The following is a 26753-nucleotide window of genomic DNA, read 5'->3' as shown; positions in this document are numbered from 1 at the left end:
GCTGGACAAGAAAAGCGTAGGCGACCGTTTAGGCCTGGGAGCCGTAGCTGGACAAAAGGGCGCTTCCGCCTTTGTTCTTGAGTGATTATTGAAATAGACCATTCTTAAATTGTTTTTGGTTTTCAATAAACTGCAAGGCTTTTTTTAAGGTTTGATGGTTCTTTTCACTAATATCGTTTTTCCTTGGAATAGGCTGATAGATATCATTATCATCCTGCCATTTCTGTGGTAATGTGACAGGTGCCTCCTGTTGAACCTTTTCCAGCCATTTTTCCGGCAGCGGACCTTGACCGGTTTGATTGAAAGACATAACGTTCCATATTTGCGCCCATGCTCGTGGAACCACACGCCAAATGTCATAGCCTCCGCCACCCAGAGCAATCCATTTTCCATTACAATATTCATGAGCTAACTCATGAGCCAGGGCGGGGATCGATTCATAAATGTGCATGGTTCCGCATAAATGAGTTAAAGGATCAAACGCATGTGCATCAGCACCATTTTGAGTCACGATAATATCAGGTCTAAAATGCTCTGTGATTTCCTTCATGGCAGTTTCATAGATTTCAAGAAAGGATTCATCTTCCGTAAATGCGTCCAGGGGGATATTATAAGAATACCCATATCCTTCACGTAAACCTCTTTCGTTTACATTTCCAGTGCCTGGAAAGAGATACCTTCCTGTTTCATGTATCGAAAGGGTACAAACATTCGGATCATCATAGAAAGCCCATTGTACCCCATCCCCATGATGGGCATCGGTATCAACATAAAGAACCTTCAGATTATAATGCTTTCGAATATACTGAATCGTAATAGCTGCATCATTATAAATGCAAAACCCTGATGCTTTTCTCTGGAAGCCGTGATGGAGACCGCCACCTAAATTTAACGCATGCTTTGACTGGCGGCCTTCTAATACGGCGTCAACAGCTGAAAGCGATCCCCCAGCCATTAATGCAGCCGCCCGATGCATGCCCTTAAAGATAGGGGTATCCTCTGTGCCTAAACCGAATTCAACCGCTTTTTCTTCTGATAACTCTCCCTTTTCGGCAGCTTTTACAGCTTTTATATAAGCCTCGTCATGGATCATAGCTAACTCCTCATCCGTAGCGAGTCGCGGTTGGATTATTTGTTCATCCGTCAATGCATTTGCTTCCTTTAAGAGATCAAAGGTGAGCTGAACCCGTTTTTGATTAAAAGGATGATGAGTATGAAAATGATATTGTGTATATTCATCTGAATAGATAAAGGCAGCTGAACACTTCATTTTGTCACCCCTGGTATATTTGGCCATAGCACCTCGTACCCATGGTTTTTAAGAGATTCTATGACCGGGATTGGGTTCATCGTCTGGATACGGAAGACAATGATTTTTTTACCTGAATGACGTTTATCCGGATAGATGAATACCGATGAAATATTTACTTTATGTTCTCCAATAAGGTTGGTAATTTTTGGGAGAGTTCCGATTTTGTTCTCAACACGTAATTCAATCTGTGAGCTTTGTTCATGTATGCCGGTTAATTGAATAAGCGTATAGAGGACATCTTTTTCGGTTACAATTCCAATGAGTTTCTGGTTATCTGTAACAGGTACACAGGCAATCTCATTCTCATAAAAAATTCCTGCAACTTCTTCGACAAAATCTAGAGGGTGAACGGTGATTACAGGGCGGGACATAATGGTCTGGATTTCATTGGTGAGTTGTTCGGAATGGTTCTGATCAAAGATAGACGGACTGGCATCACGTACGTCCCGATCGGAGACGATGCCAAGCACTTCATAATGATCATTTACAATCGGAATGTGCCGAATATGATGTTTATTCAGCAGCTTTAAAGCGGTTTCAATTTTTGCATCTGGAGGAAGCGTAATAACTTCCTTTTTCATGACTTCTTCCACTAACATGAACAATCCTCCTTATAACCATCTTTGCTGGTACTTACCCAGAAATCTAAGCTTGTCAAATTTTTGAATCGATTCCTCTGGTACATTTTCACCAATATAAACTAATAAGCAGTTGGCCGGATGGGAATTGATTTCGGGATCGTCGGTAGGGTAAGGCTTAAGCCCGCCAGCACCCATCATTTTCTCCATTACATAACGATAATCCCAGACACTTAACCCCGTTTCTTTTAAATCCCAATGCCAGTAATACTCAGTTGTCAGGATGATATAGTTTTCCATATAGTCATCCATCATAGCTACCTTTAAAAGTGTTGAACCGATTTTGTAATTGCGAAATGGTGAGGCAACTTCAATGGCCCCCAGTTCCAGTAAATCTTCCATTTTAAATTCAGACCATCTTTCAAGTGGATCAGGATAAAGAAAGGTGACATAACCAATGATGGTATCCTGTGTTCGTGCAATAAGTATTCGTCCTTCTTCAAAATCTGCAATATCCAGCAATGCCTCAAATTGCCTCTGGGGAGGGCGAAATGCCTTTAATCCCTCATGGAATTTATATTCAGATAACTGATCACTTGAAATTGGCCCTTCTATTGTAATGGGTTCGTTTTCTGTTTCAATTTTAGTGGAATGATAAGTCTTTTCATGTTTCATTCCAACACCACCTAAGTCATAATAAATGTCTTTGCTTAGTTCCCATTATACAGAAAAGTGAGACGTTTTAAATGTGAAATATCATCAAATTTGTAACAGATAACGGACTTAGAGATAAAGTGAAACTTCCATCAGTGGGGGTTTTCTCCATCCCCCACTGATGGTTAGTTGAACTTATCAGGTTATTACTGGCCGTTTATCCCCCACTTCGTCTTGTTGGGGTACCCTCAAAACTTGAAGTGGGGGTATTAGGGCAAGTTAATACGTGACAAAAAACCAGCATACCAGTTGACGGAAGCTGGTATGCTGGTTCTCTTGCTTATTTAATGTTTTTCATAGAAGGAATAGGGAGCTTAAGGTCAGGTTCCTTCATTATTTTTATCCTTATCATTTCCGTTCCCGTTCCCATTGCCATTATTTCCATTATCATTATTGCCATTGTCTGAAGGTGGTTGGTCCACGGGTTTTGTCGTTACATTAATGCTTTTCCCCTGACTCTCATCTCCATCCTTATCAACAGCAATAACGGTGTAGGTATAGGATTTATCAGGCATAATATCTTTATCTACATAAGAATTCCCTGTAATTTGGTTCCCTGCAACTTTGGAATCTTTGGTAACCTTCACGTGTGAAAAATCGTCTGATTGAGGATTATTCCATGTCAGTCGCAGCACGTCCTTGCTTACGGATGCGGATAAATTATTGATATTTAATGGATTGTTGTTGATATCCCCGTGCACAGCTGGTTCTGAAATTGCTGATTCCTGACCAAAGTAATCGATAGCCGTAACATAATAAACCTGGTTCTTAGAAGGAAGAGTAAAATTCGTCTTCTTTGTATTTCCAATCGCTTCACCAGGTTCGCCTGGCTCTCCTGCCATGTGAACACGATAACCAATGACATCTTTTTCAGGTGATGCCTTCCAGCTTAATGTCTTTCCGGAAATCGAAACATTTGTTGGTGCTGATGGTACCTTCCCATCATTAGAAAGCTCTTCCATCTCAGGGATTTGTATTTTTTCCCACTTTTTATTATTAGGAATGATTTTTTCTAAATTAGATACATCATCCCAGCCCTTTTCTTCTAAAAATTCAGGGTTTAACATAAAGCCTTCCTCTGTAAATTCCTCTGGTGTACCTTCTGCAGCCGGATAAAACTTGCCATCGACCTTAACGTAATCACCTTTAATTAAGCTGTTGTCTTCTTCAGTCGGGACATATTTAGCATTAAATAGATCTGTTGTAATTAATCCTGCTTCTTCACAGGCCTCGCTAGGAAGTAATCCTGAAACTGCACAGACACTTCTGGTAACAATGCCTCCAGGATTTCCAAACCTTTGATCCGGTGCCATTAAGTCAGGACGGATTTCAGTGGCGGCATTGACAAGCTGTCCCCAGAAAAGAATGTTCCGATTACTATAACTTAACCCTGATCCTGTACTATAATTCAGATGAATCAGACGGTCAGGATCGTTCCATTTGTTATCATTTGGATGTCCGTACCCGTCTCCGTCACCGTCTTTGTCATAGGTGTCATAGCCTATACGGGTACCAATGGTTACATTAGGATTTGTAGCAACAAACCAGGCATCCTGAATATTTTCTGTAGAACCGGTTTTTCCGGCCCAATCAACACCAGGATTGTTTAGAACACTGTTTACGTATGTTCCTGTTCCTGATGAAATTACGTCACGCATAAGGTCCAGCGTTAAATAAGAGGTCTGAGGACTAAACACTTCCTCTTTTTCCGTTTCATGTTCATAAATGACTTCTCCGTCTTTGGTTTCAATTTTTTCGATCATATAGGCATCCACAAACGTTCCCATATTGGCAAAGGTAGCAAAGGCATTCACGTTTTCTTCTACAGAAACCCCGAGTGACATACTGCCAATAGACATAGATGGATTTTCATAATCGCTTGTGTATTCATTCTCAATAAGAGTTGAGAAGCCCATACGATCAAGATAGGTTGCTGGTGGTGGCTGATCGCCGAGCATTTTTTTGTAAATTCTTGCTGTTGGTATGTTCAGGGACTTTGTCAGTGCTGTACGTGCTGTTGTAATCCCTGATTCAGAGCTTGCCACATAGTTGCTTGGATACCAGCCATCCTCACCCTTTGCGTCCAGAACCGGTGAAGCGGGTTGAATCATTCCCTTTTCCATAGCAGGTGCAAAATCCAATAATGGTTTCATTGTACTACCATTTGGACGAGGGGTATCCAGCGCATGATTATTTTGATTTTGCTGGTAATCACTTCCGCCAACAAAGGAAAGAATACGTCCGGTTTTATTTTCTATTAATATTGCACCTGGCTGTACTTGAATTTTCTTCTGTTTCATCTCTCCTGTTTCCGGATCTTTCACAAGTATGGTGTGAGATGGTTTGAAGTGTTCATATTTCTTCGCTATTTCCTGATGAGCATCATAAATTTTCTTATCGACGGTCGTGTGAATTTTATAGCCTTCCTGCTGTAAATTTCTTTTGGCTATAATGTTGTATTGTTCCTTCAGTTGATCGTTATTTTCTAAGTCCTCTTTTGTATAGCCGTCCTCTTCAGCGAGTCGCTCAGCCAGAATACCTGCTGCTTTTTCTTCAATCTCAAAGGTTAAATGAGGATACTCCTGAACCGGAGAAGGCTGTGGATCAATAAAGTCTTTCGTTAAATCATAGTTTAATGCATCCTGGTATTCCTGCTCCGTTATATAGCCTGTTTCAAGCATCCGGCTTAACACGGTTTTCATTCTGTTAAACCCTGGCTCCAGACCTTCTTTACTCTTTAACTCCCCGCCGTTGGAAAATGGAGAATAACCGAATGGGCTTTGTGGGAGCCCGGCTAAAAATGCGGCTTGAGGAATATTTAAGTCCTTGGAGTCTACACCAAAAATTCCCTGTGCCGCTGTCTGAATACCCGCGATGTTCCGACCTGATGAATCACGGCCATAAGGTACAACATTTAAATAGGCTTCAAGGATTTCCTCTTTTTTAAAGAAGTTTTCAAGCCTTAAAGCAAGCAGAATTTCCTTAGCTTTACGCTCAAATGATACTTCATTCGTCAAAATCTGGTTTTTAATGAGCTGCTGTGTCAGCGTACTTCCACCCGATTGGGTCGTTGAGTTCGTGAATTCCTGGAATAATGCTCGTAAGATTGCTTTAGGAACGATTCCCTGATGATCTTTAAACAGTTGATCCTCAGTGGCAATCACAGCATTAATCACGTGATCGGATACATCTTCAACATCCACCTCTTCACGATGCAGATTCGAGCGCAGTTTACCTAAATAGTTATTATCAGCAAAATAAAGTTCGGTCGTCTCTTCGTAGTTATAAATGTCCTGTCTCATATCTGCATAGCTTCTGATAGGCTCATCTTTTACCAGTGAGGCAAAATATCCTACTCCTAATCCTCCGACAAAAAATGCCCCAATTAATCCAAAGACTAAAATGATCAATATAATATTCCAAGTTACATCACTGGTGATACGTGAAAACCGCTGCAGTTTTCCTGCTTGCCACCATGATTTAACTTTATGTACGAACTGGCTAAATTTCTCGTTCATAATACACCCCCTAAAATACCATGAATATTATATCATACTGTTGCTTTAATGAGGGAGGAAAAAATGGTGATTTTGTCGAGGTCGGAGCACGTATGAAGGAATGCTGTCATACAAAAAACAAATGGCATTTACTTGATTTTGAAAAAGCGCATATGTGAGTGATGTTTTGTGATTGGGTTTAAGTATAATATTTGTGGATGATTCGAATTTTACTAGTTCTGTTCGGTAAAGTTTTGCTCATTTCCGCTGCTTTTCTGTACTTGACATTATGTTTCCTATTGTGCTATATATTAATAATTAACAACAACTAAATGATCAATGCTGGGAAAGGATGCAGTAGTGGTCTGTTTCTGTTGCAGAGAGCTGGCGGCTGGTGTGAGTCAGTACAGGACAGGTTAACGAATTACGTCTGGGAGCATTTTTCTGTTAATAGCAGAAAACGGAGACCAAACCGTTATGATTTGGCAAAGTGGCAGTCTGTTGTACTGCAACTAGGGTGGTACCGCGGGAAACCTCGTCCCTGTCTATTGGATAGGAACGGGGTTTTTTTGTGCACACATTACTTAAAATATAATTTTGAGGAGGATTTGTATGGATATCATACAGGATTTGAAAGACCGGGGACTTGTAAACCAAATTACCGATGAAGAAGCCCTGAAAAAACATTTGGAGGAGAATACAGTAACCCTATACTGCGGCTTTGACCCAACAGCTGACAGTCTTCATATCGGACACCTCGTTCCATTACTGATGCTGAAAAGGTTTCAGAGGGCAGGTCACCGCCCTATTGCACTTGTAGGTGGCGGAACAGGAATGATTGGGGACCCAAGCGGTCGAAATACGGAAAGACAGTTGAATGAGGAAAATACAGTAAGGGCGTGGAGTGAAGGACTTAAAACGCAGGTGAAGCGGGTATTAAATACAAATGAAAAGGAAGCGGATGTCATTCCTGCTGATAACTATGACTGGTTATCCAGCATGAATATCATTGAATTTTTACGTGATATTGGGAAGCACTTTGGGGTTAATTACATGCTGGCCAAGGACTCCGTTGAATCCAGAATCGAAAACGGGATTTCGTTTACTGAATTCAGCTATATGATTCTTCAATCCCTTGACTTTTTAACTTTATATAAAGAAAAAGGGTGCACACTGCAAATTGGCGGCAGTGACCAATGGGGCAATATTACAGCAGGTCTGGAGTTAATTCGTCGAACCTCAGAGGATGGAGAAGATGCCAGGGCATTTGGTCTGACCGTACCTCTTATAACAAAGGCTGACGGAACTAAATTTGGGAAAACAGCAGGTGGGGCAGTTTGGTTAGATCCGGAAAAAACCTCTCCATATGAATTCTACCAGTTCTGGATTAATACTGACGATCGGGATGTCATTAAGTTTATTAAATACTTTACATTTATGGAGCAGGATGAAGTGTCTGAGCTGGAAAAAGAGGTGGAAACACAGCCGGAAAAACGTGTGGCACAAAAGCGGCTGGCAGAGGAAATGACCATCTTAATTCATGGCGAGGAAGCACTTGCTCAGGCTCAGAGAATTTCCCAGGCTCTCTTTAGTGGAGATATCAAGTCCCTGAATGGAGCAGAAATTGAACAGGGCTTTAAAGATGTACCTTCCTTTACGTTGGATGAACAGGAAAAAGGTTTAATTGACCTGCTTGTAGAAGCGAAAATCTCCTCATCCAAGCGTCAGGCACGAGAAGATATCAGTAATGGAGCTGTTTACATTAATGGAGAACGGGAGCAGGATCTAAAATATACGGTTACTTCAGAAGACAAAATTGACGGTAAATTTACCATTATTAGAAGAGGAAAGAAAAAATACTACCTTATCCGTCACAGTTCTTAATATAAAGCTTAAGTATTTCCATGATTGCAGCGCTGTTCTCCATTAAATCACAGCAAACAGGCGAATCTGGACTTGATGTTGTTTATGGTATTATTCTTACAAATATCGCCATAGTCATTATTTTGATGATTATTGGTGACAGTATCGGAAACCTGATGGAACAAATGAACCCAATGAATCAAATGCAACCAGGTTCAAACTTTTATAATGGATTTTAGATAGGTATCGTTTAGAGCAGGAGTCTTTATTAAGACTTCTGTTCTTTTTATTAGATTATAAAAATGGGCAGGGCGTGTAAATCTAAAAATATGTGTTTTTTTGTAATGTAGAAAATCAGGAAGGTGGTTTGATGCTTATCTTTATTGGTAAGGTAGTCTTTCTCTTTCTTCTATATATAGGTGCGATACGATTTCTGGGTAAGACTGCTTTAGCTCAATTGACCCCTCATGATTTTGGAGCCATATTCTTTTTAGCCTATATACTATTTGGTGCAATTAAAATAGACGGGATATTCGAGGGACTTATTGCAGGAATTATGATTGTTGCCGTTTACTTACTCATTGCCAAACTAACCCTTTGGAACAAATTAAATAAGCTATTAGTTGGACAACCTACATTCATCATTCAGAAAGGGGATATATTAGTCGAAAATTTAAAGCGGAGTCGTTATTCCCTGACAGAATTACTGTCAGCGATTCGTACGGCTGGCTATTTTGATATCAGTGAAATTGATTATGCTATCTTAGAACCGAATGGGGAAATCAGTATCCTATCGAAGCAAAATAATCATAAAGGACTCGCTGTCCCTGTGATCATTGAGGGGGAAATTCAACATCAGCATTTACATCTTGCTAATATAGATGAACAATGGTTAAAACGTGAATTGAATCATAAGGGCTATCGTCGCCTCAATGACATCTTTTTAGCTACCATTCGCGACAAGGATTTAATATTAAATGTTTATACATAAGGCTGTGGTCTAAAAAATCCATGAAATGATGCTAAACCAACTAAAAATTCATTCGACATTATTTTAACATCAAACGGTGAATGGAGAAGAGCGGAAAGGTGTACAACTCAAATAAGAATTGTATACCTTTTAGTTAGTTATTAGGTTAAATAGACTCGCTAATTGCTTGAAGAAGTGAGTACAACAATCTGGTCATTCTCTTCAATAATTGTATTTTTCGGTTTAATGATTACTTCCTGATTTTGTTTGATACCAATCATCTTTTTCCTTTTTTTTTAATAAATAATTGGAACAATATGTTTCCTAATAATTCATTAGGTACTTGAATGGCTTCACAATTTTGTTGTGTTATCTGTGATAGAATGTAATCCCTTGACCCTTGCTAATAAAGTTGATGGAATATAAGGAGTGTAAAAATGTCTGAAAACCCCGGCAACACATATTCGGTATAGACTAGCTACTTCCAGTGAATGGAAATTTTTTCGATTGTTTGGGAAGGTTCACTAATAAACAAAATTTTATGGAAAGTATCTGTCATAACGCAGGTTTGTTCGCTGGTATTGGAGATAATAGACCAAATGGCTTTGGACGTTTTAAAATTAGTTCCTTTAAAGTTCAGAGAGGAAGGAACGACAATAGTGCCTAAAAGTCGTCAACCTTATAATGTTTGGGTGAAAAAATTCGCCCTATTATATGGAAAAGGGATAAGAGAAGATGTGTTAAATGTCAGGAAAAGGTTGCTTTAACTGATTGCCATATAGATCATAAGAATGCAGGCATTATGGGTTCAAATAAGATTTCTGAACTAAGAACACTATGCAAGAGTTGTCATGCATTAAGAAGTTGCTATTTACATCGTGGTCTAACAGCAAGGGCGATTGAAGTAGGAATCATTCCACCTAATTAGAGAGAAATGACTTGGGAGGACGAAAGGGTATAAAATTCGAAACTAGGATTCCCCTAGTCTAATCAAGGAATATGTACCTCCTTGATCACTGATGAGAAACGGGTTCATGCAGGTTAAACCTGAATACGGTCAGGTTCAGAACGGTCTAGTGGGGTATAGTACTGTTCGGCAAGGTTTTGTTAGGTGTGGTTTGGAATAAATGATCTTGATGCTCAATTAGGTCATACAATTTTAGAGTGCAATTATAAAAAGAGGTATGCTACGTCATTTGTAAACTTGCATATCTCTTTTTTGTATTGACAGTCTTTTTCATATTTACCAAGTGAAGTCGTAATTTTAAAAGGGTTAAGTGTCTATTAGATTGAATAAATAAATAGATGAATAAATAAATGAGGTGAGTTATGTGAGGCGACAAGAACATATTAATGTAGAAACAATTAAGGACATTGTTTACAGAAAGGCAAATACTAATGACAAGGAATATTTATATGTGTTAGCGAAGAGTTTAGCAACAAGTTTTGATGTAAATGAATTTGATTTTTTAGATGTTTTCAAATCACTTTTAGATGATGAAAATGTTGATTTAATTGTTGCTGAAAAGGAACAAAAGCTTATTGGTTATGTATTGGTCTTTCACCATTCAGCTTTTTATGCAAACGGACTAATCAGCTGGGTTGAAGAACTTTTTGTGTTAGAACAATATAGAAGAATGCATATCGGAAAGCATTTAATGGAAGAAGTAGAGAAGCTATCTAAAGAACGTGTTTCTAAATTGGTTGCACTTGCTACAAGAAGAGCAGATAAGTTTTATAGGTCGATAGGTTATAGTGAATCCGCAACTTATTTTAAGAAAACATTTTAAAGGTACATTATCTTTAGTTTTATTCAATTAGGGAGGTTGTAATTATTCAAGAAGAACAGCGCTTCTGTGGAACGTTGGTAGTTTGTTGAATAATGGCTTTGAACAAGAAACGGTAGCTAAAATCATGTCCGGCAAGATGGACTACCACTCAAATACAGATCGATATTGAATTAGTAAGGAGGAATATTTTTGAGGAACTTTGAAAAGGAGTACCTTACATTAGCAACAGGGCAATTTAAACACTTTAAAGAACGTGCAGAAAAGGGCATACAGCAATTGACAGATGACGAAATACACTGGAAGCCAAGTGAAGAGTCCAATAGCGTTGCAATTATAATCAAGCATATAAGTGGGAATATGAATTCACGCTGGGTAGATTTTCTAACTAGTGATGGAGAAAAGTCTTATAGAAATAGAGACTTGGAATTCGTTGATCATAATGAATCAAAAGAACACCTAATGCAAATTTGGGAAGAAGGCTGGAATCTACTTTTTAATACAATTGAAAACCTTAATCAAGAGGATTTAAATAAAACTGTTTTTCTGAGACAGCAGCCATTAAGTGTACTTCAGGCAATTCAGACTGAAGTAGCCCATATAAGCTATCACTTAGGGCAAATTATTTATATTGGAAAACAAATAAAGGACAAAGATTGGACTGTTTTAAGTATCCCTAAGAACGGTTCGAGAGAATTTAATCGGAAGGTATCAGCCCAAAAAGATATGGAATAATTTATTGGAAATTTTAGGTGGATTGATAGAGGTTATCTATTCAACATCAAATGGCAAGCTTGTCAATATTGCACTTAAACTATTTGGGAGCATCTCTTTATTCACTCCCCCTTAAAGAGCGAGCACCTTCTTCAATATACATCAGACCATCCGGAAGGGATGTAAAGGCTGCCCTAATATATAGTTTTGATGATTTACATTCAGTTAAAATCAACCCCAACTCTTCGCTGTTAAGAATGTTCATAACTAAATAGTTAGTGAGCATTCCCCTGTATTAACTAATAAATAGATCTGAGGGTGATACTTCTGGATGTTTTTCTAGAAATTCTTGCTCGGCTTTATCCATTATTTCTTTATTATCTATATAAGTCCCTTGTTTTTCTTCTTTATTCTTCAATACCCACTCTTCATTTTGTTTATGTAAAGTCCATATCCGATAAGTTCCATCATGCTCCAAAAGTAATATGTATCCTTTATCCTCTTTTGTAAACCCTAACGGATAATAGTCACCAACATCACTAGATAAAGAAACAGCTTCCGCGACAAATTCACTAGGAAATGTATTTCCTATATCGCTATATTTAAAATCTTTCATGTCTACATTAAATAAGGATTCAAATTCTTTTCGTACAGTAGATTGTAAAACATTTTTTTTATAATCTTTGAGGTCCTCTAAATGATCTTCCACAGACACTTTTTTCTCGTTCTGTGCTGATTCGCTTTCATTCATGTTGTTTGTAGTAATATAGACAGTTAAACCAAAAGCAATTACCACTAATAAAACAATAATATTTTTTTTCATTCAAAATCATCCTTACTTTTGTATGATTATGTATGATAAATGCCCCAAAATACAGGGCATCTTAGAATTGTAAACGGCAGATATTAGAGATTTTAATATGAGTAAATAACCAATTCACCAGTTTCAGCTATTGGACTTTCAGAATCACTACCATCCTCGTATGATACATAGCCCGATATCAAAGTGTGTGAAAAAGATTAGCTTCATAAAACTCTTCTCGAACACCGAAATCAAGTTCAGATTGGCTAGAAGCTGAGTGATCATCAGAGCCAACAGAAGTTCCATCTTCATACAAAGTTAGTGTATTGCCAATCTTCAGCAGCAAATGCACTGGTAACAAATAACGTTGAGAGCTTTAAAATTGTTGTGGTCAAAGCTACAAGTTTATTAAAACATTTTAATCAACCTTTTCCCATAGATATTTAGATTTGGACAAATCTTTCGAGATATCTCTTATTCAAATTATATAATTTTTCCAATATTTTGTCTCCAGTTTAAAGGAAATACAAAAAAATAATCTGTTCAGCATTTGTTTAAATAAAGACAAGAATTATTTTGAGATTAGTCCATAAAATTAGATTAAATATTATTAGATTTTTATAAATTTTTGGAGAATAATGGTTAGAATATCCTGATATATTTTGGAAGTTAATATAGTCAAAATAGATTATTACTCAAGTTGATAGATGATAAAATGGCCATATTCATTCGGAACTAGTGTAAGCTTTTAGTTGCCTTATTCCTAATTATGAAATATTTAATTTTACAAAAGTGTATCTCAGAGTTTATTGTGTTAACGGGTGCGAGAGTTGAAGAAATGAAAAGTCAGGATTTGATAAAGAGGGCTTATTTAGAGACGCAAGAAAAATAGGTGATGAGTATTGGAATTTATGGGAAATGAGTATCTTAGAAACTGAATGGATTGAAAGAAATAAAGTTTAGCCTTATTGTGCTAAAAGGGGCTTATGTTGAACAAGAACTCCTATAAAAAGCAATTACACAGTACAAATATGATAATCTTCATCAAAGGTGTAATATATGTGATTTATTCTTTATAGTGGAGAAAAATGGGGAATAACTGAAAGGATATGAATGGATGAAGAGCAGTAAAGAAAATTGTCCGCATTGTAAAGCTGATCTGCAAGGAGTGCTCGTTTCGGTATTGAAATTGCTGGTGACCTCTATATGCCAAATGATGCCGATCTTACACAAAAGTATCCTGCATTAGTGATTGGTCCTCCATTTGGAGGCGTCAAGGAACAGAGCCCCGGCGTTTATGCGAATCAGTTGGCACAGCGTGGATTTATCGGCTAGCTTTTGATCCTTCTTATCATGGATATAGCGGTGGGGAGCCGCGTATGGTCGGTTCTACAGATATTTATGCGGAGGACTTCAGTGCCGGAGTGGACTTTCTTGGATCGCAAGCATATGTTGACAAAGAACGAATTGGTGCAGTCGGTATCTGTGGCAGTGGTGGTTTTGCCCTTTCTGCAGCGGCTATGGATTCACGAATTAAGGCAATTGCTACAAGTGTAATGTACGATATTAGTAGTATGGGGAATGATATGACAGGTGAGGCTCGTTTTGAGATGTTGGATCAACTGAGCCAGCAGAGATGGACGGACTTTGAAAATGGAAAGCCGGCATTTCAGCCTACTTTTCCAGAAAAGCCTGTAGATCAAATTCCAGAAGGACTTGATCCGGTTTCTGAGGAATTTTTTACCTTTTATGGAATGGACCGAGGCTGGCATCCTAATGCATTTGGCAATGTGACAAGTACATCTATGCTGTCTCTGATGAATTTTCCTTCTTTGGCACATATCAATGAAATCGCTCCACGTCCGATTTTGTTTATCGTGGGTGAGAATGCACATTCTACACATTTCAGTGAAACTGCCTACGATAATGCGGCAGAACCGAAAGAGATCTATGTCGTTCCAGATGTAAATCATGTTGACTTGTATGATCAGGTGGATAAAATTCCTTTTGATAAGCTCGAATCATTTTTCACGGAAAAAATGTAAAATGAATAACTTAATTGATGTTAAAGAGTTGATGGACAGTGAAAAGGCAATACTTATAAGATAACATGAATTAAAAGAACTATGTAAATCTTAGAGAACAAGATAAGTTTTGATTTTGTGGAATAACTGGTAAATGATATAACCTTAATTTGAATTAAAGGTGTCTTAAAAAGCTTGCTTTTAAGACACCCTTTTTTATACTATAAGAGTTTATAAGTCCATAATACTAGGCTTTCGCCGTAAGGACTTAGCGACAAATCCTGGTTTTATAACTTTAGGTATATGAGAAAATGATTAATCTTCTTGACTTATAGTTAACTATAATTAGTAAGTTTATTATAGAAAAGGTTATTTTTAGAAGTGTGAATTTCTTTAAAATATCTGAATATTAGAGGTGAATAGTAGTGAGAGAAATTCTGGGTATATATTTAGCAGTTAGTTTCATATTAGCTGGCTGTTCTTCAAGTAATCAACAAGATTCAATCAATAATGAAGAAAATAGTCGAAATGAACAAGGGAATGAAGAATTAGAAGTGATAGCTGAGGATCTTAATGTTCCCTGGTCGATTGAAAAACTTAACAACACATTCTACCTGACTGAACGCCCCGGAACCATGTCAAGATAGAAAATGGAGAAGTAGAGAGGCAAAGCGTAGAACTAGAAAAGGAAGTTTCGACGACTTCAGAGGATGGGGTATTGGGTTTTGTACTCGCGCCTTATTTCCAAGAATCAAATCTTGCATATGGGTATTATACATACGAGGACAACACCGGACAGTTTAACCGTGTCATAACACTTCGTTTAGAGGGTAACGTTTGGAGAGAGGAGAGCTTGCTTCTCGATAAGATTCCAGGTAACTCCTGGCATAATGGTGGAAGACTTAAAGTTGGACCTGACGAAAAACTTTATGTGACAACCGGGGATGCATATGAAAGCAGTATTTCTCAAGAACCTAATACATTAGCTGGAAAAATACTAAGAATGAATTTAGATGGAACGGTTCCGAGTGATAACCCGTTTCCGAATTCATACGTCTATAGTTATGGTCACCGAAATCCTCAAGGGATTACTTGGTTACCCGACGGAACGCTATACGCTAGTGAGCACGGGAACGATGCAAATGATGAAGTAAATAGGATTGAAGCCGGTCAAAATTACGGCTGGCCAGTTATTGAAGGCTATGAAGAACAAGATGGTATGGTTTCACCTCTATTCACTTCTGGAGATGCATCAACCTGGGCACCGTCCGGAATCGATTATTATAATGGCAAATTGTATGCTGCCGCTTTAAGGGGATCTGCTGTTTTAGAATTTGAACTTGAAACAGGTGAATACCGTGAAGTGATAACCGGACTTGGAAGAATTCGAGATGTACACATTGAGGATAACTATCTTTATTTCATTAGTAATAATAGAGATGGGCGAGGTAATCCACAGGAGAATGATGACAGGTTATACAGAATTTCGCTTTCTGAACTAGACTAGCTATGGGAGAACGAATTGTTATTACCATATTGAAACATTAGTAAACGGTAAGAAACTTACATGAAAACAGAACGGCTACTTGCCTAGAAGGTCTAATAAAAGAAAGAACCAAGATAATAAGATGAAATTAGGAGGAGAACCAAATGAAACGATTCATTATGACTCTTGGGTTACTGCTAGCCCTTACCCTTACTGCTTGCAACAACAATGATAATGAAACTATGGAAACTTCACAACAGATGCAAGAAGAAACGTCTGAACAAAACCAAGAATTCGCTGAGATTGGCTCTGGAGCTCATCTTGTTGAATTCCCAGAAAACCTTGAAGAAGGAATTGTGTTTGCAACATATGATCGAGGAAGTATTCATGAAGACATCTATATAAATAGTGAGGAATCTGCGCAGTACAACGATACTGGCTAACTTAGAGACGATTACCCCAAAAGTAATCGTCTTTTTCTTATTCAAAGGCTAAAAGTATAGAAATAAAGAAACCACCCATAATTAGTTGGTATCTTTGGTGTTTGAATAGGTAATCCTTAGTTTACAAATCAAAACTAAGGTGGAGATAATTGTTATGAACTTCGGATAATAAGCGGTAAAGAAAAGTTCATTATAGAGAAATAATTTTCTGAACATTTGAATCGTTTCGCATTGGAATCCTTCTCTTTTAAAGTAGTCAAAGTACCCTTCTTCGTTTTTGATAAAAAAATCCATTATCACTTTTATCCATGATACCTTGTTGCTAATTTTACTTTTCTTAGAGAAGCAAGGCTCAATTGCTATTATTCTCCCACCCGGATCAATTTCTACATATTTGCCAGGTTTACAAAGATTACAGTTCGCACCTGTTCCTGCTCCAAAATCAAGTACATTTTTGTCGTGTAGTTTTAGATGCTTTTGAATTCTATTATGAATATACATATGATTAATCCATTTAGGTCGAATTAATCGATGATATATCGCTGGAGAAAGCTCAAATTTAATCCCACTTCCTTTTTCTTTATTACGTGACATTTCATTTTCATGACATTTTAGAAAGTCCATAACTTCCCCTACCTTTAAAAAAATAAACCGATGGAAATTAACTAAAATTTAGTATGTGAACCATGTATTTTTCTTAATTGATTACAAATACTGAGGTTAAGATTTTGAGAAAAAGGGGGTACATCCTTGGGAATTGAGATGATGGATGAAAAAAATGAATATTATGACAAGGTGATAGATTTAAAAGGAATGGCAGAACTAAAGAACAAGCAATGGAATTATCAAACAACAACAATTCAGAAAAGAAGTAACTCGCCCTTAAAGCAATTAAAAGACCAAGTTATTGTTGTTACGGGGGCATCTAGTGGCGTTGGGCTGGTCACTGCAAGAATGGCGGCTTCTAAAGGAGCTAAGGTCGTATTGGCTGCTAGAAATGAAGAGGCATTAAAAAAAGTCACAGAAGAACTGAGAGAAAAAGGGTATCCAGCGACTTATGTAAAAGCGGACGTGGGACGTGAAGAGGATGTCCAAAAAATTGCCCAAAAGGCAATTGAACAATTCGGACGTTTTGACACATGGGTGAATAATGCTGGTGTTACGATCTATGGCTATGCGATGGATGTAACAATTGAAGACATGAAGCGGATGCTCGATACCAACTATTGGGGTGTCGTTTATGGGAGTAGAGTTGCTGTGAATCACTTTAAAGAAAGAGGAGTCACAGGTGCTTTAATCAATGTTGGTAGTCTTTTCGGCGATCGAGGGACAATCATTCAATCCACATATGCCCCTACTAAATTTGCTGTGCATGGATGGACAGAAAGTCTAAGAATGGAATTAGAAAAAGAAAATGTCCCTGTCTCCGTTACGTTGATCCATCCTGGAAGAATCGATACACCGTATAATGAGCATGCCACCAGTTATTTAAACGAGCACCCGGTACATAATGGGATGATTTATCCACCAGAAGCTGTTGCAGAAGCAATTCTATTCGCTGCGGAACACCCAAAAAGAGATATATACGTAGGCTCGCAAGCTAAACTTCTAGAACTGATGGGCACACTTCTTCCAAGACTCACTGATCGACTCATTGAATTTTTGATGCCACCTACTCAGTACGCAAACAGACCAGCTTTGAATAGAAATAGTGCCATATATCAAGCTGGTTACGGATTACATGAACGGGGAACGAATACCGGCTGGATTCGTTCAGAGAGTCTTTATGTGAAAGCTAGTAAACATCCGATCCTTTCTACCATGGCAGTTATTGGATTAGGGGCATTAGCATTAGCAGCAACTAAGCGAAGATCATGAATCATTACGATAACACGAAGGAGAGAACGAAAATATGGTAACGAATCAATCGCTTCCGCATGATGACAGTTTAGATAACAGTCTAGCGTTATTAAGAGAAGGCTATCTATTTATCGAGAATCGAGTAAAACGATATGAATCAGATATTTTTGAAGCTCGTGTACTAGGCAAAAATGCTATTTGTATGAGAGGGGAAGAAGCTGCAGAAGTGTTTTATGATCCAGAAAAGTTCCAACGAAAAGGAGCGGCTCCAAAACGCGTACAGGAAACGTTGTTTGGAAAAAATGGTATTCAAACGATGGATGGGGAAGCGCATCTACATCGGAAATTACTTTTTATGTCCTTATTAACTCCGCCTAACCAACAACAGCTTGCTAAGCTTACTCGTGAGCATTGGGAATCTGCCTTAGAACGATGGGAGAATGCGGAAAGGATTGTACTTTTTGAGGAAGCGAAGAATATCCTAACTAATGTCGTATGCCAGTGGGCTGGGGTTCCTCTAGCTGAGTCAGAAATAACGGACCGTGCCAATGACTTTATTTCGATGATTTATGCCTTTGGAAAAGTTGGGCCAGAACATTGGCAAGGTAGAAGAGCACGTAATCGAGCAGAGGTATGGATTAGAGGAGTCATCGATAACGTCCGAACTGGAAAATTACAATCGGAAAAAGGGACAGCCCTTTATGAAATGGCATTTTTTAAACAACCCGATGGAACACAATTGGATACCCAAATGGCAGCAGTAGAACTCATTAACGTGTTACGACCAATTGTGGCGAATGCAACGTTTATTACATTCGCTGCCTTAGCTCTTTATCAATATAGAGATGAAAAAGAAAAGCTTGAGACTAGTACCAGTGACGACATGGAAAGTTTTATTCACGAAGTTCGACGTTTTTATCCTTTTGGCCCATTTGTAGGTGCTAAGGTCCGAAATGATTTTACTTGGAAAAACTTTCAATTTAAAAAAGGAACAGTTGTATTTTTAGATATGTATGGAACAAACCATGATCCAAGGTTATGGGAAAAACCTAACGAGTTTAAACCAAGTCGGTTCAAAGATTGGAATGGCAGTCTTTATAATTTTATTCCACAGGGTGGGGGTGACCCTGCTAAAGGGCATCGTTGTCCTGGAGAAGGTGTTACGCTCGAGGTAATGAAAGCAACGTTAGAGTTTATAGTTAAAAGAATTAATTACGACATCCCGAACCAAGACTTAAACTATAGCTTAGATGAAATGCCAACCCTACCCAAAAGTGGATTTGAAATGAGCAATATCAGACGGAGATAGGCACATGTGGACGGTTCTTGCAGCACATTAAAAGTGAATCTGTTGACTTAATTTATTTAGATCCTGTAACTGGTATGTTATTTACAACAAGTAATATTCGATAATTCTTATTACAAACGGAGTGTAATAATACAAAGTCATTTGCTGCGCAGTTCAAGGATACTACGTAATTAACGACATCTATTTGTATATAACTATGTGAAAAAATGTACTTAAAGTAAAGATGAGCGTTTCTGAAACAAGTAGGAACGCTTGTTTCTTTTGCCTAAAAGGGGAGGATAGAAAAAAGCTATCTAAGCTTGAAAATGGAGAGTAAAGTATGCGTCATTAGCTGTAGCAATAGGTTGCTTATGTAGTGTTGTTGCCACTTTTGGAGAATATTGGTTTATGGCAACGTTATTAATAGTAAGTGTGATAATTTGTGGAACGATTACTTTCTTTGATTTAAAGCGTATCTTTAAAAAGAACACTTAGAGTTTGTTCAAGTTACGGGTAACGATTGTTGAAAATCGAACCGCATTTACCAATAGGGTATTATTTAAAATAACGGAAGGATTAAAAGTCTAATCTCCCCTTACTTTATTAGGCCGTAACAAGTGGCAATCACCGATAAGAAAAATGCCAGCAGTGGTATATTTTTATGGCCGTAATCTCAAGTAGTATTTGTTTTTCCTTCTTCCTTCCATTCCTTCACCCATGCTAGTAATTTTTGTTGGCCCCAGTTGGCCCCAAATCAGTGCATTGTCCTGCATTATTTTGCAAATTAAACAAAAATAAAAAACCCCTGAAAACGTTGATTTAACAACATTTCAAGGGTTTTTTGTGTGTTAACCTGCAAACTATATAGATTAACGAGAGTAGTACTCAACGATAAGAGCCTCGTTAATTTCAGATGGCAATTCTGAGCGGTCAGGGTAACGATTATAAGTTCCTTCAAATTTATTCTCATCAAAGGAAAGGTATTCCGGAACAAATGTGTTCACTTCCATAGCTTCTTCGATGATAGCCAAGTTTTGGGATTTTTCTCGGACACCAATTACTTGACCAGGTTTAACACGGTAGGATGGAATATCAACACGTCCACCATCTACAGTGATGTGACCATGGTTAACTAATTGACGAGCTTGAGCACGAGTTCTGGCTAAGCCCAGACGGTAAACAAGGTTGTCAAGGCGGGATTCAAGAAGAATCATGAAGTTCTCACCATGAACACCTTTCATTTTACCAGCTTGATCAAAAATGCTGCGGAATTGACGTTCATTCAATCCGTAAAGGAAACGAAGCTTTTGCTTTTCCTGCATTTGCAATCCATACTCTGATTGCTTCTTACGTTGATTTGGACCATGCTGTCCTGGTGCGTAAGGACGTTTTTCCAATTCCTTACCTGTACCGCTCAATGAAATGCCGTATCTACGAGACTTTTTCCAAGTTGGACCTGTGTATCTAGCCACTTGACATTCTCCTTTGATATAAAATTTTGCATAAAATAAAACTGTGTTCCTAAACGATGCTCATTTTGTTTTCATGTACCTTCGCCCCAGCAGCCGAGAGTTACGCGATACACCTCTTCGTTTAAGAGGAACAAAATGATAACAACGCCGGTTCACCTAAGCTACCTTTTATTTTACACAAAGAGTATTATAGAATTTATTTACAAATAAGTCAAGTAAATTCATCATCCTTCCGTTATTACTGTGGATTTTTTATTTTTTAATCCGATTTATGAACTTTTTTCATTTTTTAGCATGAGAATATGTTAGAATGATAATGGGTAAAATTTCCTAATGATATAAAAAGTTCAGGTGATGAGTAATGACGGGATTCCAATCTGTCAACGAACTTAGAGACATTCTTAAAGCAAAATTTTATGATCTAATGATTCATCATCAAAATAGATCTTTTCCATCCATGATGTTGGAAATATCTAAGCAGCTAAAAGACGTTTTGGCTGTTAATGAAAGCAATATTTATCTCTTGAATGAATCTTCACAGCAATATCAGTTATTTTCATCCAATGCTGATGCTCCAGCTAACACGGATGTCTTCACTATCGAAACGTTTAAAAAAATGACCGAGTCTGTACCCGTTTATTTCCAAAAGAACGGGGGTTCCATTTTAATGTCTTCGGATACTGCCATTTCGACTGTTATTATACCTTTACATATCAAAAAAGAAAATGATGGTTTTATCCTATTGATTGTCGATGATGATTCTTTTCCTGACTCAGACTTTTTCTTAGAAATAGCTGAGCAGACAGGCCCGGTTATCCATACGCTCATGAGCTATTGTCAATCCATTGATGAGGAAGTCAAATATGAACGACTGTATCAGGTCACGTCTAAATTTCATTCTACAATGAACATAGAAGACGTCCTTCGGGAAGTCATTAAGACCTTAACGGATCTCTATCCTGAGCTTGATTTTTATTTGCTTTTGATGCAGGACAACCTCCAGATTGAGGATTTACCCATTAAAGAGCTCATCTATGATCGGTATGAAAAGGATGCCGTAACAACAGCCTTTCTTACCGGGCAAATTCAGTTCGAGGATATTTCCGGTGATACTGCTTCTTTATATGCACCTTTAGTTGGCAGGCAGGCAACATATGGCGTCTTACAGGTACTGAAGCCTAATACGCTATTCTTCAGCGAGAATGATATTGAATTTATTTCGATCCTTGCCAAAACTGCCGGTAATGCCCTGGAAAATGCACGTCTGTATCAGCAATCCCAAAGATACATTACAGATTTGCAATTAATTAACCAATCGTCGCAGGCCCTTAACTCTAAAAGGACTTTATCCGCAACATTTACTTATCTGGAAGACTTAATGATAAGTAAATTTAATGCAGAAGAGGTAGGGTTTATTCTTTATGATGAGAGAAATAATCAACAGGATTTCCGTGAATATAAAGTGCTGAAAGAAAGCACATCCTTCTTCTCGACTAAAGAGGGAAAATGGTTCCTTTCCTTTTTAAACAGCAAAGTGAAACAAAACATCCATACGATTTTTATTGGTGATTTTAACAGCACTCATTCAGATCATGATATCCCTTATCAGTCCGTGATGGCAGTGCCGATGATTCATGATGAAAAAGTGATTGGATTCGTTGCAGTACTGCATCCAAATGAGTATTTTTTCTCATTTGAAACCTATAAGCTGCTTCAATCCCTTGTCCAGCATTCAGCTTTAACGGTTATTAATTACCGGTTAAAAGAGGAGTTAGAACAATTAGTTCGAACTGATTATTTAACAAAACTGTATTCCCGCAACTATTTGGATAAAATGATGAATAAACATCTGAAAGTAGGAAAGCACGGAACGTTTATTCTGATGGATATTGATAATTTTAAACAAATTAACGATCAATATGGGCATGATACCGGGGATGAAATTATATGTCAGGTTGCCGAAATTATCCGGAAAAATATTCGCGCAAATGACATAGCTGCAAGATGGGGTGGGGAAGAACTGGCAATCTATTTACCGAATACAACCATGAAGGAAGCTCAGCATGTGGCTGAACGGCTGGTGCATACAGTGTCGGAAAAAACATATCCAAAAGTGACCATATCCTGTGGTGTTTCTTATTGGGATGATAAAATACACGGGGAAACCAAAAGTCTCTTTTTAAGAGCAGATAAGGCTTTGTATCTGGCTAAAGAAAAAGGGAAAAATCGAGTTGTAAAAGAAAACGAAATCGTGCTTTAATAACGATTTCGTTTTCTTCAAATATTGGGTTAATTACAAATGATTGCTAAGAATACTGGCAAATTCTTCTAAACCTTTCTGATCTGTTTCATCAAAGCGATTCAGATTCGGACTGTCAATATCCAGTACACCTATAATTTCATCATTCTTATAAATAGGGGTGACAATTTCTGATTGACTGGCTGAATCACAGGCAATATGTCCGGGGAATTCATTAACATTTTCCACTCGAACGGTCTGTCTTTCTTTTAGTGATGTGCCGCATACTCCTTTGCCATATTCAATTCTTACACATGCCGGAAGACCCTGGAAAGGCCCAAGAACAAGCTCTCCATTTTTGTAAAGGTAAAAACCTGCCCAATTAACGTCATCTAAAAACTGAAAGAGGAGAGCAGATGCATTGGCTAAATTGGCAATAGTATCTGACTCATCTTCAATTAAGGCTTTCAATTGTTTATTGACTAACTCATAATCTTTTTCAACTTGCCCTGTATAAGCTTCTTTCTGGAACAAAACAATGACCTCCCCAAAATAATTTGTGATCTTATAAGAGATTCTGTCGGAATTTCTTTTAAACTCATAAAAGGAATTCCCCGGCAATAAAAAGAAAAAATAAAACAGGGGGGAATAGGATGAGTCAAAAAACCAAAGAAAAGGTTGCGAATGCCGCTGTGCACTTGTTTTATTTAAAAGGGTTTCATGGTACCTCTGTACGGGATATTGCCTCCAGTGCAAAGGTGAATGTTTCCATGATCAGTTACTACTTCAAAAATAAACAGGGACTCCTGGAGCACCTTATCATTGACTACTATGAAACCTATTTGCAGGAGCTGGAAGATACACAGGCAGAATTCGACACAACAGATTATCCCGAAGACCAGCTGAATCAATTAATTGATGTTATTATACATTACAAGTATGAACATCATCAATTTACAAGTTTTATACAAAGAGAACTATCTAAAGATAATATTTTAGTAAGAGAGTTATTGGTTACCTATCTTGCTAAAGAAAAGTTTATACTTGAGGAAGTCTTTCTTCGTTTATTCACCTCATCTTCCCGCTCAACTATAGAAAAAGAAATGTTATTCTTTCAATTGTATGGTCTGCTGCATATTCCTTTTAATATGTCATACGAATGGAAGAACGTAGTAGGGATGAACCGATCTACAGACGTATACATAGACACCTATAAACGATCCATAAAACAATGGCTGGAGACACTTATGGTATCTGAAAAAGATACATAAGTGTCTTTTTTCCGGCGTAAAAATTCGGCCGATGTTACGGGCAGCTTACACACCATCTCAGTTCATTTTACGGACACTTAAAAAGGGAAATCGTTCATTCATGACAAAATTGGATTTTATGGCAAAGAAATTTGAAAAAATTTAGCAAAAACAGGCGAAGACATGATATTATAGTAGCAACACAAAATTTTTAAACGGAACGGTAAATATAGAAAGTGGAACCTGAGATGGGAGGCTTTTTAATGGAATACATCATTGGAGCCATACTTTTAATCATCATATTCATTATAATAGGTCTCATCCTGCGAAAGAAAGTCTATGATCGTGTTGATGAGTTAGAAGAATGGAAATTGGCCGTTATAAATAAAGATGTGACTAAACAATTATCAAAGATTAAAGATCTGAATCTGTCAGGAGAAACCCAGACTCGATTTGAAAAATGGAGAGATGACTGGGATTATATCGTGACGAGAAAAATGCCTGACCTGGAAGAGGATCTGTTTGATGCTGAAGAGGCTGCTGACCGCTATTTGTTCCGTAAAGCAAAACGTATTTTAGACCATACTCAAAAAACCCTAGAAAAAACGGAACAATCAATAGACCAGATGTTTGATGAAGTGGAAGAATTAGTAAGCTCTAAGGAAGACAGCCATAAACAGGTAGAGGAAATCCGTCCGCGTATTAAAGAAACAAGAAAGTACCTTTTACAAAACCGTTATCAGTTTGGTAAGGCTGATATTGTATTTGATGTGGAATTAGATGAAATTGAAGAGGAAATTTCACAATTCGACGATTTAACGGTTGATGGGAATTACATAGAAGCCCAAAGCCTGGTGCAACAGGTGAGTGAACGGCTAAACCTTCTTAATGATAAAATGCAGAGTTTTCCTGCACTATATCACGCCTGTAAAATTAAGCTTCCCCAGCAGTTAGATGAGTTAACGAGTGGTTTAAAAGAAATGAAGGATTCAGGCCATGAATTGCAGCATTATGGGTTTGAAAAAGAAATCCAGGACTATCAGGAACGTCTTCTTTTATTATTGGATCGATTAAACCAGGGGAATCTTGAAGGTGTTGATCAGGAAATTCTTGAAGTGGAAGAACGCATTCAGGAAATATATGATCAATTAGAACAGGAAGCATTAGCCAAGCAGTTTACGGAGAAGAAATTAAAGGTTATGGAAAATGAACTTTTTCAAATGGACAAAAACCTGCAGGAAACCAAATCGGATGTGAAGACCCTGCAGGAGAATTATGAGTTTACTGAGGAAGAACAGGAAACACTGGTTTCATTGGAAAATCAAATGAATCAGCTGAAGCTCTTAGCGGATAAAATTCAAAGCGAAATGGAAAAGGATAAAAAGCCTTATGCAAATATTCGCGGGGATCTGGAAAACTGGTTATCTCAATGGGAAAACATTCGTCAGGAGCATGAGTCATTTGTTGTGAGAATTCAGTCCTTAAGGCATGATGAAATTCAGGCGAATAAGCAAATAAATCAGCTTCTGGGAGAAATGGGACAGATAAGGAGAAATCTGCAGAAAAATAACCTTCCTGGTGTCCCTGAATATATTTACGAAGCAATGAGTGAAGTGGCTGTAAACATAGATGAAACTTCAAAACAGTTAAACCAGCACCCTTTAAATATGGAAAAGATTAATCATCTATTGGGCAAAGCAGAAAAAGACACAGAAATGGTAAAGGAACAGACAGAATATTTAATTGAGCAGGCGAAGTTGTCTGAGTATGTTATTCAATATGCGAACCGGTACAGAAGTCAATATCCGCTGCTGGCCGCTAAATTATCAGAAGCAGAGTCTGCCTTCCGCAATTGGGACTATGAAGTGGCTCTGGAAACAGCCTCAACAGCACTTGAGGAAATTGAACCAGGTGCACTGCAACGCTTAGAAGGGTTCCTGAACGAGGAATTAACGGCTGCGAGGAATTGAATAAGATGAAAAGAATTCTTATGATCATCCTTTCCATTTTCGCTGTTAGCATATGGATATTTACCATAATGGTTATAGCTGCACCTGATCAGGAACCTAATCGTTTTGCTTCATTCCATGAAAAAGTTAAGATGAATCAATCTCATAAAATCATAACTGATCGTTTTCAAAATACCTTAAAATCGTCTGCTGCGGGTAGCGAAGATTCCTCTCCTGATAACCCTGCATTAACGTATGCTTGGGTTGAGGAGCAATCAGTAGACCGGGTGGCTTCTATCGATCAGGTGTTACGTCTTTTAGATGAGCGTAAATGAAAGAGTCTGACCTTGTAACATCACAGGTCAGCTTTTTTATGGCTTAGGGAATTGTAATATTGAAGCTCTGGGACAAATGAGTTTCAGCTTTTGTGCACTCCTTTTTTACTTTTATTGTTAACAAGGGTGTGGTAAGATTAATGATTGCAAAATTGGTTTAAAGGAGAAAT

23 protein-coding genes, 2 pseudogenes and 1 other annotated feature are annotated in these 26753 nt (G+C 37.8%); of the genes and pseudogenes, 17 read left to right on the top strand and 8 right to left on the bottom strand.

Features of this window, described 5'->3' with window-relative positions; translation table 11 throughout:
• Positions 1 to 85: 85 nt before the first annotated feature.
• The 4 genes from ACZ5OK_RS12810 to ACZ5OK_RS12795 form a co-directional block, all read right to left on the bottom strand.
• Positions 86 to 1270 (bottom strand): acetoin utilization protein AcuC, encoded by a 1185-nt coding sequence (locus ACZ5OK_RS12810; protein WP_343837627.1) that lies wholly within the window; start codon positions 1268 to 1270, stop codon positions 86 to 88.
• The gene (locus ACZ5OK_RS12805; protein ID WP_343837625.1) at positions 1267 to 1911 is read right to left on the bottom strand and encodes an acetoin utilization AcuB family protein; all 645 of its coding nucleotides are present in this window, start codon (positions 1909 to 1911) and stop codon (positions 1267 to 1269) included. The genes ACZ5OK_RS12810 and ACZ5OK_RS12805 overlap by 4 nt, the downstream gene beginning before the upstream one ends.
• A gap of 12 nt (positions 1912 to 1923) precedes the next feature.
• A complete protein-coding gene (locus ACZ5OK_RS12800; RefSeq protein WP_343837623.1) occupies positions 1924 to 2565 on the bottom strand; it encodes a GNAT family N-acetyltransferase in 642 nt (213 codons plus the stop codon).
• Between the two features lie 359 nt (positions 2566 to 2924).
• Positions 2925 to 6122: a transglycosylase domain-containing protein gene (locus tag ACZ5OK_RS12795; protein WP_343837620.1), complete on the bottom strand. Its 3198-nt coding sequence runs from the start codon at positions 6120 to 6122 to the stop codon at positions 2925 to 2927.
• Positions 6123 to 6436: 314 nt separating this feature from the next.
• Positions 6437 to 6647: a binding site (T-box leader), on the top strand.
• Positions 6648 to 6713: 66 nt separating this feature from the next.
• On the opposite strand from ACZ5OK_RS12795, the gene tyrS reads away from it, so the two are divergent.
• The 6 genes from tyrS to ACZ5OK_RS12765 all read left to right on the top strand — a co-directional run bounded on the left by tyrS (position 6714) and on the right by ACZ5OK_RS12765 (position 11456).
• Positions 6714 to 7985, top strand: a complete 1272-nt coding sequence (gene tyrS, locus ACZ5OK_RS12790; protein ID WP_343837618.1) for a tyrosine--tRNA ligase — start codon at positions 6714 to 6716, stop codon at positions 7983 to 7985.
• Between the two features lie 20 nt (positions 7986 to 8005).
• Positions 8006 to 8203 (top strand): hypothetical protein, encoded by a 198-nt coding sequence (locus tag ACZ5OK_RS12785; RefSeq protein WP_343837616.1) that lies wholly within the window; start codon positions 8006 to 8008, stop codon positions 8201 to 8203.
• Positions 8204 to 8334: 131 nt separating this feature from the next.
• Positions 8335 to 8955, top strand: coding sequence for a DUF421 domain-containing protein (locus ACZ5OK_RS12780; RefSeq protein ID WP_343837613.1), 621 nt, complete (start codon positions 8335 to 8337; stop codon positions 8953 to 8955).
• A gap of 667 nt (positions 8956 to 9622) precedes the next feature.
• Positions 9623 to 9862, top strand: a complete 240-nt coding sequence (locus tag ACZ5OK_RS12775) for an HNH endonuclease (protein WP_343837611.1) — start codon at positions 9623 to 9625, stop codon at positions 9860 to 9862.
• Between the two features lie 403 nt (positions 9863 to 10265).
• Positions 10266 to 10724 carry a GNAT family N-acetyltransferase gene (locus tag ACZ5OK_RS12770; RefSeq protein WP_343837609.1) on the top strand — a complete coding sequence of 153 codons (459 nt, stop codon included), beginning with the start codon at positions 10266 to 10268 and terminating at the stop codon, positions 10722 to 10724.
• A gap of 189 nt (positions 10725 to 10913) precedes the next feature.
• Complete coding sequence (locus tag ACZ5OK_RS12765) at positions 10914 to 11456, top strand: DUF1572 family protein (protein ID WP_343837605.1); 543 nt, start codon at positions 10914 to 10916, stop codon at positions 11454 to 11456.
• A gap of 274 nt (positions 11457 to 11730) precedes the next feature.
• On the opposite strand, the gene ACZ5OK_RS12760 is transcribed toward ACZ5OK_RS12765, so the two are convergent.
• On the bottom strand, positions 11731 to 12258 hold the full coding sequence (locus ACZ5OK_RS12760) for a hypothetical protein (protein WP_343837603.1): 528 nt from the start codon (positions 12256 to 12258) through the stop codon (positions 11731 to 11733).
• Between the two features lie 819 nt (positions 12259 to 13077).
• On the opposite strand from ACZ5OK_RS12760, the pseudogene ACZ5OK_RS12755 reads away from it, so the two are divergent.
• From ACZ5OK_RS12755 to ACZ5OK_RS12735, 5 genes and pseudogenes are all read left to right on the top strand, one after another.
• Positions 13078 to 13200, top strand: a pseudogene (locus ACZ5OK_RS12755) (GNAT family N-acetyltransferase); the annotation flags it as partial.
• A gap of 243 nt (positions 13201 to 13443) precedes the next feature.
• Positions 13444 to 13572 (top strand): hypothetical protein, encoded by a 129-nt coding sequence (locus tag ACZ5OK_RS12750; protein ID WP_343837601.1) that lies wholly within the window; start codon positions 13444 to 13446, stop codon positions 13570 to 13572.
• A gap of 44 nt (positions 13573 to 13616) precedes the next feature.
• On the top strand, positions 13617 to 14282 hold the full coding sequence (locus ACZ5OK_RS12745) for an alpha/beta hydrolase (protein WP_343837598.1): 666 nt from the start codon (positions 13617 to 13619) through the stop codon (positions 14280 to 14282).
• A gap of 404 nt (positions 14283 to 14686) precedes the next feature.
• Positions 14687 to 15768: pseudogene (locus ACZ5OK_RS12740) on the top strand (PQQ-dependent sugar dehydrogenase).
• Positions 15769 to 15911: 143 nt separating this feature from the next.
• Positions 15912 to 16190 (top strand): hypothetical protein, encoded by a 279-nt coding sequence (locus ACZ5OK_RS12735; protein WP_343837596.1) that lies wholly within the window; start codon positions 15912 to 15914, stop codon positions 16188 to 16190.
• Between the two features lie 81 nt (positions 16191 to 16271).
• Here ACZ5OK_RS12735 and ACZ5OK_RS12730 read toward each other — a convergent pair whose 3' ends face one another.
• Complete coding sequence (locus tag ACZ5OK_RS12730) at positions 16272 to 16784, bottom strand: hypothetical protein (RefSeq protein WP_464758196.1); 513 nt, start codon at positions 16782 to 16784, stop codon at positions 16272 to 16274.
• A 156-nt stretch (positions 16785 to 16940) separates the two neighbouring features.
• Here ACZ5OK_RS12730 and ACZ5OK_RS12725 point away from each other — a divergent pair, with 156 nt between their 5' ends.
• Together ACZ5OK_RS12725 and ACZ5OK_RS12720 are read left to right on the top strand one after the other, a co-directional pair.
• Positions 16941 to 18068, top strand: coding sequence for an SDR family oxidoreductase (locus ACZ5OK_RS12725; protein ID WP_343837591.1), 1128 nt, complete (start codon positions 16941 to 16943; stop codon positions 18066 to 18068).
• A gap of 34 nt (positions 18069 to 18102) precedes the next feature.
• Positions 18103 to 19359 (top strand): cytochrome P450, encoded by a 1257-nt coding sequence (locus ACZ5OK_RS12720; RefSeq protein ID WP_343837589.1) that lies wholly within the window; start codon positions 18103 to 18105, stop codon positions 19357 to 19359.
• Positions 19360 to 20207: 848 nt separating this feature from the next.
• Here the strand turns inward: ACZ5OK_RS12720 and rpsD are convergent.
• Entirely contained in the window at positions 20208 to 20810 is a 603-nt protein-coding gene (rpsD, locus tag ACZ5OK_RS12715) for a 30S ribosomal protein S4 (RefSeq protein WP_343837586.1), read from the bottom strand.
• A gap of 361 nt (positions 20811 to 21171) precedes the next feature.
• On the opposite strand from rpsD, the gene ACZ5OK_RS12710 reads away from it, so the two are divergent.
• Positions 21172 to 23070 (top strand): sensor domain-containing diguanylate cyclase, encoded by a 1899-nt coding sequence (locus tag ACZ5OK_RS12710; RefSeq protein ID WP_343837584.1) that lies wholly within the window; start codon positions 21172 to 21174, stop codon positions 23068 to 23070.
• A gap of 33 nt (positions 23071 to 23103) precedes the next feature.
• Here ACZ5OK_RS12710 and ACZ5OK_RS12705 read toward each other — a convergent pair whose 3' ends face one another.
• Positions 23104 to 23583: a GAF domain-containing protein gene (locus ACZ5OK_RS12705; RefSeq protein WP_343837582.1), complete on the bottom strand. Its 480-nt coding sequence runs from the start codon at positions 23581 to 23583 to the stop codon at positions 23104 to 23106.
• A 119-nt stretch (positions 23584 to 23702) separates the two neighbouring features.
• Here ACZ5OK_RS12705 and refZ point away from each other — a divergent pair, with 119 nt between their 5' ends.
• The 3 genes from refZ to ACZ5OK_RS12690 all read left to right on the top strand — a co-directional run bounded on the left by refZ (position 23703) and on the right by ACZ5OK_RS12690 (position 26583).
• Positions 23703 to 24320 (top strand): forespore capture DNA-binding protein RefZ, encoded by a 618-nt coding sequence (gene refZ, locus ACZ5OK_RS12700; RefSeq protein WP_343837579.1) that lies wholly within the window; start codon positions 23703 to 23705, stop codon positions 24318 to 24320.
• A gap of 242 nt (positions 24321 to 24562) precedes the next feature.
• Positions 24563 to 26269, top strand: coding sequence for a septation ring formation regulator EzrA (ezrA, locus tag ACZ5OK_RS12695; protein WP_343837577.1), 1707 nt, complete (start codon positions 24563 to 24565; stop codon positions 26267 to 26269).
• Between the two features lie 5 nt (positions 26270 to 26274).
• Positions 26275 to 26583: a hypothetical protein gene (locus tag ACZ5OK_RS12690; protein ID WP_343837575.1), complete on the top strand. Its 309-nt coding sequence runs from the start codon at positions 26275 to 26277 to the stop codon at positions 26581 to 26583.
• Positions 26584 to 26753: the final 170 nt, after the last annotated feature.

This window comes from Salinibacillus aidingensis, assembly GCF_055393355.1.
Note: the sequence above shows the minus strand (reverse complement) of the source record. Positions and strands in the feature narration are given on the sequence as shown.